Annotated in this window: 9 protein-coding genes; 3 read left to right on the top strand and 6 right to left on the bottom strand. The window is 71.5% G+C overall.

Annotated elements, in window-relative coordinates:
* On the top strand, positions 1-671 hold a 671-nt coding region (locus N4P33_RS29920; RefSeq protein ID WP_260830077.1), incomplete at its 5' end, for a TOMM precursor leader peptide-binding protein.
* Positions 664-2,031 (top strand): AarF/ABC1/UbiB kinase family protein, encoded by a 1,368-nt coding sequence (locus tag N4P33_RS29915; protein WP_260830076.1) that lies wholly within the window; start codon positions 664-666, stop codon positions 2,029-2,031. The genes N4P33_RS29920 and N4P33_RS29915, both read left to right, overlap by 8 nt.
* Before the next feature lie 40 nt (positions 2,032-2,071).
* On the opposite strand, the gene N4P33_RS29910 is transcribed toward N4P33_RS29915, so the two are convergent.
* The 5 genes from N4P33_RS29910 to N4P33_RS29890 all read right to left on the bottom strand — a co-directional run bounded on the left by N4P33_RS29910 (position 2,072) and on the right by N4P33_RS29890 (position 5,964).
* Positions 2,072-2,278: a hypothetical protein gene (locus tag N4P33_RS29910; protein WP_260830075.1), complete on the bottom strand. Its 207-nt coding sequence runs from the start codon at positions 2,276-2,278 to the stop codon at positions 2,072-2,074.
* A 134-nt stretch (positions 2,279-2,412) separates the two neighbouring features.
* Positions 2,413-2,736: a hypothetical protein gene (locus N4P33_RS29905; RefSeq protein WP_260830074.1), complete on the bottom strand. Its 324-nt coding sequence runs from the start codon at positions 2,734-2,736 to the stop codon at positions 2,413-2,415.
* On the bottom strand, positions 2,733-3,101 hold the full coding sequence (locus N4P33_RS29900; RefSeq protein ID WP_055573144.1) for a WhiB family transcriptional regulator: 369 nt from the start codon (positions 3,099-3,101) through the stop codon (positions 2,733-2,735). Before N4P33_RS29900 ends, N4P33_RS29905 begins: the two co-directional genes overlap by 4 nt.
* A gap of 172 nt (positions 3,102-3,273) precedes the next feature.
* On the bottom strand, positions 3,274-3,588 hold the full coding sequence (locus tag N4P33_RS29895) for a hypothetical protein (protein WP_260830073.1): 315 nt from the start codon (positions 3,586-3,588) through the stop codon (positions 3,274-3,276).
* Between the two features lie 165 nt (positions 3,589-3,753).
* Positions 3,754-5,964 (bottom strand): ATP-dependent DNA helicase UvrD2, encoded by a 2,211-nt coding sequence (locus tag N4P33_RS29890; RefSeq protein WP_260830072.1) that lies wholly within the window; start codon positions 5,962-5,964, stop codon positions 3,754-3,756.
* A gap of 193 nt (positions 5,965-6,157) precedes the next feature.
* On the opposite strand from N4P33_RS29890, the gene N4P33_RS29885 reads away from it, so the two are divergent.
* Entirely contained in the window at positions 6,158-6,400 is a 243-nt protein-coding gene (locus N4P33_RS29885; protein ID WP_189942747.1) for a mycoredoxin, read from the top strand.
* Between the two features lie 80 nt (positions 6,401-6,480).
* On the opposite strand, the gene nudC is transcribed toward N4P33_RS29885, so the two are convergent.
* The gene (gene nudC / locus N4P33_RS29880; protein WP_260830071.1) at positions 6,481-7,437 is read right to left on the bottom strand and encodes an NAD(+) diphosphatase; all 957 of its coding nucleotides are present in this window, start codon (positions 7,435-7,437) and stop codon (positions 6,481-6,483) included.
* Between the last annotated feature and the right edge of the window lie 157 nt (positions 7,438-7,594).

Below are 7,594 nucleotides of genomic sequence, written 5' to 3'. Positions count from 1 at the left end.
ACCGCCGGGACGAGGCGGCCCGTCGCGTCGTCCGGCGTGCCGCTCCGGACCGGCCGCCACGGCGGGCGGCCCGGTCGCGGCTCGGCGCGGACGACCCTGGCTTCTCCTTGGTGGTCCTCGCCCTGCGGGACGATGTCGCCGTGCACGCGCCCGACCCGGTCTCCGCCGAGACCCTTCTGTCCTCGGGGACTCCTCATCTCTACGCCGGCGTGGTGGAGGGAACCGGTGTGGTCGGTCCGCTCGTCCTGCCGGGCGAGACGGCGTGCGCGGGCTGTCTGCAGCAGGACCGCGCCGACCGGGACCCGACCTGGCCACGACTGGTGGCCCAGTGGCGCTCGGGGCGGCAGCGCCGGACGGTGGCCTGCGATCTCACGCTTGCCACTACGGTGGCGGGACTGGCGGCCGCCCACGCGCTCGCCTTCCTGGACGGCCGGAGTCCGTCCAGTGCGGGCGCCCGCTGGGAGGTCTCCGTCCCGGGTCTGCACTGGCATCCGCGGCCGATCTGGCCGCATCCGGCGTGCCCGTGCGGAGCGGCGGAGAAAGGTAAGGGAGAACACACCTCCGAGGACGGGCGGTCGCACGAGACAATGGCCATGCACGGGCCGTCGGAGGATCCGCCCCACGAGGCGGACGCACAGCGGCCGGCAGGGACTTGGAGGGCGCATGTCTGATCTTCCCCGCAAGGCGGTCACCAGGACCGCCAAGCTGGCGGCTCTCCCGCTCGGCTTCGCCGGGCGGGCGACCTGGGGACTCGGCAAGCGGATCGTGGGCGAGTCCGCGGAGATCGTCGGCCGCGAGCTGCAGCAGCGCACCGCGGAGCAGCTGTTCAAGGTGCTCGGCGAGCTCAAGGGCGGGGCGATGAAGTTCGGCCAGGCCCTGTCGGTCTTCGAGTCGGCGCTGCCCGAGGAGGTAGCCGGTCCCTATCGTGCGGCGCTCACCAAGCTGCAGGAGGCGGCCCCGCCGATGCCGACCCGCACCGTGCACGCGGTGCTGGACGAGCGGCTCGGCAAGGGCTGGCAGGATCTGTTCCTGGAGTTCGAGGACAAGCCCGCCGCCGCGGCCTCGATCGGCCAGGTGCACCGGGGCGTGTGGCACGACGGCCGCGAGGTGGCGGTGAAGGTGCAGTACCCGGGCGCGGGCGAGGCCCTGCTGTCCGACCTGAACCAGCTGAGCCGCTTCGCCCGTCTGCTGGGTCCGCTGGTGCCGGGCATGGATGTGAAGCCGCTGATCGCGGAGCTCAAGGACCGGGTCTCGGAGGAGCTGGACTACGGCCTGGAGGCGCAGGCGCAGCAGGCTCATGCCGGGGAGTTCACGGACGATCCGGACGTCGTCGTGCCGCAGGTGGTCCACCAGTGCGAGCAGGTGCTGATCACCGAGTGGATGGACGGCATCCCGCTGTCGGAGATCATCTCGGACGGCACCGAGGCGCAGCGCGACCGGGCCGGTCAGCTCCTCGCGCGCTTCCTCTTCTCGGGCCCGGCCCGCACCGGCCTGCTGCACGCCGACCCGCACCCGGGCAACTTCCGTCTGCTGCCCGGCGGTCCTGGCGGCGAGGACGACTGGCGGCTGGGTGTCCTGGACTTCGGCACGGTCGACCGTCTCCCGGGCGGGCTGCCCGCCACGATCGGCGAGGCACTGCGCATGACACTGGACGGCGAGGCCGAGGCCGTCTACGAGATGCTGTGCGCGGAGGGTTTCGTCAAGGAGACCATAGAGCTGGACCCCGACGCGGTCCTGGACTATCTGCTGCCGATCATCGAACCGGCGCAGGCCGAGGTGTTCACCTTCACCCGCGGCTGGATGCGCAGCCAGGCGGCCCGCGTCGCCGACCCGCGCTCGCCCGCCTACCAGTTGGCCAAGCAGCTCAATCTGCCGCCGGCGTATCTGCTGATCCACCGGGTGACCCTGAGCACGATCGGGGTGCTGTGCCAGCTGGGCGCGACGGTGCGGCTGCGTGAGGAACTGGAGGAATGGCTGCCGGGATTCGTGCCCGAGGACCCGGCCGCACAGGAGGCAGCGGCCGAGGCGTGACACAGGGTCAGGCTCAGGCTCACGGGCCGGTGTTCGTTCCCTACCACCACTGCGAGTCCAGCCGGCCTTCGATCGCGCGCAGATTCTCGCGGGAGCAGACCTCGCAGTAGTGGCGGCGCTCGCCGTTCTCCACGGAGAAGGTCCAGGTCGGCTGCGGACCCTCGGCCCGCGCACCGCAGCGGGCGCACACGAGGGGCTCCGGTTCCGCCGCGGAGCCGTCGTCGCTGTCACCGGAATGACTCGTCATCCGGCGACGATAACGCCGCGCCCCACGGCCCGCCCGGCACAACGCACCGCGGGGGCCGGTCCGTTCGGCACGGACCGGCCCCCGCGGGAAAGCTCCCCTCCCGGACGGGAGGTCACCGCTTCAGGTGGTTTCGGTTACTGCATGACAGCCATGGCGAGCGCACGGCGGGCGCGCCGGGAGGCACGCTCCGCACGGCGCTGCATGCGGCGAGCGGTCACCAGGCGCACGGCCTGGCGTTCCCGCTCCGCCTCGTGCAGTCGCTCGTGCATATGCGCACGGGCCAGGGCTTCTGGGATGAGTTGCATCTCACGGGTCCTGTTCTGGCGCGAGTCGTTCGCACCGCTGGTGGTGAAGTCTTCGGTAGCGGAGCCTGCGGGCTCGTGGGCGGACGGCATCATCGGGGCCTGCTTCTGGGGGTCGTGCGTGAGGGGGCGATCGATCGTTCCTGGGGTGTTCATGCCGTGACCGGGTTCTTCCGCGGGCGACCACGCGGCCGCTTCCGGGCAACGACAACCCCCTGGACGAACAGCTCGCCACCCCAGACGCCCCAGGGCTCACGCCGCTCCTTGGCGCCGGCGAGGCAGGCCTCCATCAGCGGGCAGGTGCGGCAGAGGGACTTGGCGTACTCGACGTCCGCCGGCGACTCGGCGAAGAAGACCTCCGGGTCGTAGGAGCGGCAGGGGACGGGTACGCCGAGGTTCTCGATGGCGTCGTCGAGCGCGGTGAGCGCGGTGAGCGGAGTCAAGGTCGGGTCCTCCGTGGAGCCGGGCTTGGGGATCGTGTCGGAAGGCGGTACGGACGGGGCGTGCGCTTCGAGTTGCACGGTTCGTCTTCCTCGTCTGGTCGTGTCCGGCCGGTCGGCCGGGTTGGCGGCTGGTACCGGGTTCTTTTCTTGTCCCGAGGCTCCTTCGCTCTGTCGTCCCGTTCGGGACAAACAGAAGGGCCGCGGATCCCGGATGGGGTTCCGCGGCCCTGAAGGCGCCGGCCTGATCGCATCAGGCTGGATCACTCCAGGGTTCTGGCCCACGGAAGGCCCACATCAGGTGGTGCTGCGTCGTCTGCTTCCGGAATCCGGCACCGGTCGCCGCAAAGGCATAGGCCTGCGCCTGTGCCACTACCGCTGCCGGTGCCTTGGTCGGTCGCTCATTGCGCTCACGGACGACAAGGCCCGCGGGAGCAATGGAGGACGCCAGGAGTTCGGCACGGAGGCCGGACACACTGGTGCCCTGGTTCGAGGCGCCGAGCATGCACAGGGAGACGGCCGAGCGATCGGTCAGTTTGACGTTGGTGCTGGTGTTGATGCTGATCACTGGACTCGCCTCCTCTCGGCGCATCGGGGGACTGGGGTGAGCCAGTCCGGCGGATATGCAAGTACAACACGGAATCAGGGCCTGAGAGAAGGCCGCTGTTCCCGTGCCTAAGAACCTATGGGGATTGCTGGGGCATGCGCAAACTATTTTTTCGACGAGTTGGGATCAGTCCTGATTCTGCTCCCCGGCGACCTCACGGCCCGCGCAGATGGCCAGAACGTCGGCGCCGTAGCGACCCAGCTTGCGCATCCCCACCCCCGGGATGCGGGCGAGTTCGTGGTCGTCCTCCGGGGCGGACTCGGCGATCGCCATCAGTGTCTTGTCGGTGAAGACGCAGAAGGCGGGCTGCCCGCTGCGCCGCGCCTGCTCGGCGCGCCACTCGCGCAGCCGCTCGTAGAGTCCCTCGTCCATGTCGGAGGGGCAGTCCTCGCAGCGCATCAGCTTCATCTCGCCCGCGTCGGTCAGGGTGCGGCCGCAGACCCGGCAGCGGGCGGGGCTGCGCTGTCTGCGTCTCGGGCCGGCGGGGGCTGCCGCACGCGGCCCCGAGGCGGGGAACCCTCGCTCCACACCTCCGCTGCCGCCGACGCTGCCCCGGCCTGCGGTACCGGTCGAGCCGGGGCGCAGTCCGTCGAGGAAGCGGCTGGGGCGGCGGTTCGGACGCCCGCCGGGGGAACGGGAGAGCGCCCAGGACAGGTGCAGTCGCTCACGGGCGCGGGTGACGCCTACATACAGAAGGCGGCGTTCCTCCTCGATCTGCTCGTCTGTCTTTGCGTAGGTGATCGGCATCATGCCCTCGGCGACGCCCACCAGGAAGACGGCGTCCCACTCCAGTCCCTTGGCCGAGTGCAGGGAGGCGAGGGTGACGCCCTGGACGGTGGGGGCGTGCTGGGCGCCGGCCCGTTCGTCGAGTTCGACGACGAGCTCGGCGAGGCCCACTCCGGATCTGGCGGCGGCGAAGTCCTGGGCGAGGTTCACCAGCGCGGCGAGGGACTCCCAGCGCTCCCGGACCGCGCCCGAGCCGGCCGGCGGCTCGGATGTCCAGCCCTCGCCGGAGAGCACGGCGCGCACTTGGGAGGGCAGGTCGACGGCGTCGTCGAGGAGGTGGTCGTTGCCGCCGAAGCGGGCCGCGGCGCGCAGGGCGGCGATCGCCTTGCGCACCTCGGGGCGGTCGAAGAACCGCTCGGCGCCACGCAGCTGATAGGGCACTCCGGCGTCCGCGAGGGCCTGCTCGTAGGTCTCGGACTGGGAGTTCGTGCGGAACAGCACGGCGATCTCGCTCGCCGGGACGCCGGAGTCGATCAGTTCCCTGATCCGCTGGGCGGCGCCCAACGCCTCGGCCGGTTCGTCGGTGTACTCGGTGAAGACCGGCTCGGGTCCCGGGGCGCGCTGCGAGACGAGCTCCAGCCGGTGGTCGGCGGCGCGGCCGCGGGCCTGGGCGAGCAGGCCGTTGGCGAGATGGACGACCTGGGGCGTGGAGCGGTAGTCGCGGACGAGTTTGACGACGGTGGCGCCCGGGTGACGGGTGCGGAAGTCGAGCAGGTGGTCCGGGGTTGCGCCCGTGAACGAGTAGATCGTCTGGCTGGCGTCGCCGACCACGCACAGGTTCTCCCGGTCGCCGAGCCACAGCTCCAGCAGACGCTGCTGGAGGGGGCTGACGTCCTGGTACTCGTCGACGACGAAGTGCTGGTACTGGGCGCGGACCTGTTCGGCGACGTCGTGCCGGTCCTGCAGGACGGCGACGGTGAGCAGCAGCACGTCCTCGAAGTCGATCACGCCGCGCTCGCGCTTGAGCTCCTCGTAGGCGGAGTAGAGCTGGGCGATCTCGGCGGGGTCGCGGGGGGTCTCGCGGCCGGCCTTCGCGGCGGCGGGCGCGTAGTCGGCCGGGACGGTCTGGGTGACCTTGGACCACTCGATCTCGCTGGTGACGTCCCGCAGCTCGCCGCGGTCGAGCCGGATGCGGCAGGCGGCGGCCGCGTCGGCGACGAGCTGGACCTTGCGGTCGACGAGCCGGGGCAGGGGCCCACCGATCGCTTTCGGCCAGAAGTACTGCAGCTGCCGCAGGGCCGCCGAGTGGAAGGTGCGGGCCTGGACACCGACCGCGCCGAGCTGGCGCAGGCGGCCGCGCATCTCCCCGGCGGCCCGGTTGGTGAAGGTGACGGCGAGCACGCTGGACGGCTGGAGGATGCCGGCCCGCACCCCGTAGGCGATCCGGTGGGTGATCGCCCGGGTCTTGCCCGTACCGGCGCCGGCCAGCACGCACACCGGGCCGTGCAGCGCGGTGGCGACCTCGCGCTGCTCGGGGTCGAGCCCTTCGAGCACCGCGTCGGCCGAGTCAGGTACCTGCGGGAAGAGGGGGGAGTGCGTTGCTGCTGTCACATGGCCATGCTGCCAGGTCGCGGGAGACGGGTGAGCCGGTTGTCCACAGGCAGGGGCTCGCAGTCGTACTAATGCGGCAGGCGTCACTCCGGGAACGCGGGGCTCGCGGTCGCCGGCGGGAATGGGGGCGCTTTCAAGTACGTTCCCTCCACAGCACCGACTTTCCCGAGCCGCCGAAGGAGCGCGAGAAGACATGCTGGGTACTGTGACGATGTACAGCACCACGTGGTGCGGCTACTGCCGTCGGCTGAAGAGCCAGCTGGACCGCGAGGGCATCGCGTACACCGAGATCAACATCGAGCAGGACCCGGAGTCCGCGGCGTTCGTGGAGAAGGCGAACGGCGGAAACCAGACAGTGCCGACCGTTCTCTTCCCGGACGGCTCCACGCTGACGAACCCGTCGCTGGCGCAGGTGAAGCAGAAGATCGGCGCCTGACGCCTGGCACCGAGAGGGGGCCGTCCCGACACCGGGACGGCCCCCTCTCGGCGTTCTCAGGCGAGACTCGGCGTCGTGACTCAGACGAAGCTGCGCGTCGGCAGCGGCTTGCCGTACCAGCGCTCGATCAGGCGGGCCGCGATCGAGATGCCGTAGGGCGGGAGCACCTCGCCGGACTCGAAGGCGGCGCTCAGCTCGTCGCGGGAGAACCAGCGGGCCTCGTGGATCTCGTCGCCGTCGACGGTGATCTCGGTCGAGGTGGCGCGGGCGACGAAGCCCAGCATGAGGCTGGACGGGAAGGGCCAGGGCTGGCTGGCGATGTACTCGACCTCGCCGACGCTGATGCCGACCTCCTCGTGCACCTCGCGGCGCACCGACTGCTCGATGGACTCGCCGGGCTCGACGAATCCGGCGAGCGTGGAGAAGCGGCCCTCGGGCCAGTGGACCTGGCGGCCGAGCAGGATGCGGTCGTCCGCGTCGGTGACGGCCATGATCACGGCGGGGTCGGTGCGCGGGTAGTGCTCGGCGCCGCAGGCCGTGCAGCGCCGGATGTGGCCGGCCGCGGCGATGACGGTGCGCTCGCCGCAGCGGGAGCAGAAGCGGTGGGTGCGCTGCCAGTTCTCCAGGCCCACCGCGTGCACCATGAGTCCGGCGTCGCGGGGAGACAGCAGCAGGCCCGCCTCACGCAGGCCCGCCGGGCGCGCGGACTGGTCCATGCGGCCGGGCAGGGCGTCCTTCTGGAGGGCGAAGTAGCTGACGCCTTCCTCGTCTATGCCGAGGAAGTAGCGGTGCGCCTCGGTGAGCGGGGCCTCGAAGGAGGGCGTCATGACGAGCTCGGTGCGGCCGTCGGCCGTCTCGTCGATGAGGACCTGGCCGCCGGAGACCACGAAGCAGCGTGTCGAGGGGTGGCTCCAGGCCGCCGCGAGCCATGCCTCGTCGAGCCGGTGGTGTGCGGCGCGGTCGATGCCGCTCGGTTCGGTGAGCGAGATGGGACGGTCGGCGGTGTGGTCGGTCCAGGTGGTCACGGGTGCTTCCAACTCCCCCGGTGGAACGGATTGGGTCGGCGGGCGGTTCGGCGGGACGTGGGCGGGAGGCGACCGGTCCGGCGGCGCTCCGGGCCGCGGGGCGGGGTTCCTCCAGTGTGCCCCGCGCGGACGGCCGGTTCGGACTCCCCCGGCGCCGGTCGGGCGCTCG

Source organism: Streptomyces sp. 15-116A (assembly GCF_025290915.1).
Classification (GTDB): Bacteria; Actinomycetota; Actinomycetes; order Streptomycetales; family Streptomycetaceae; genus Streptomyces.
The sequence above is the reverse complement of the archived record's forward strand: the minus strand, read 5'-3'. Positions and strand labels throughout refer to the sequence as shown.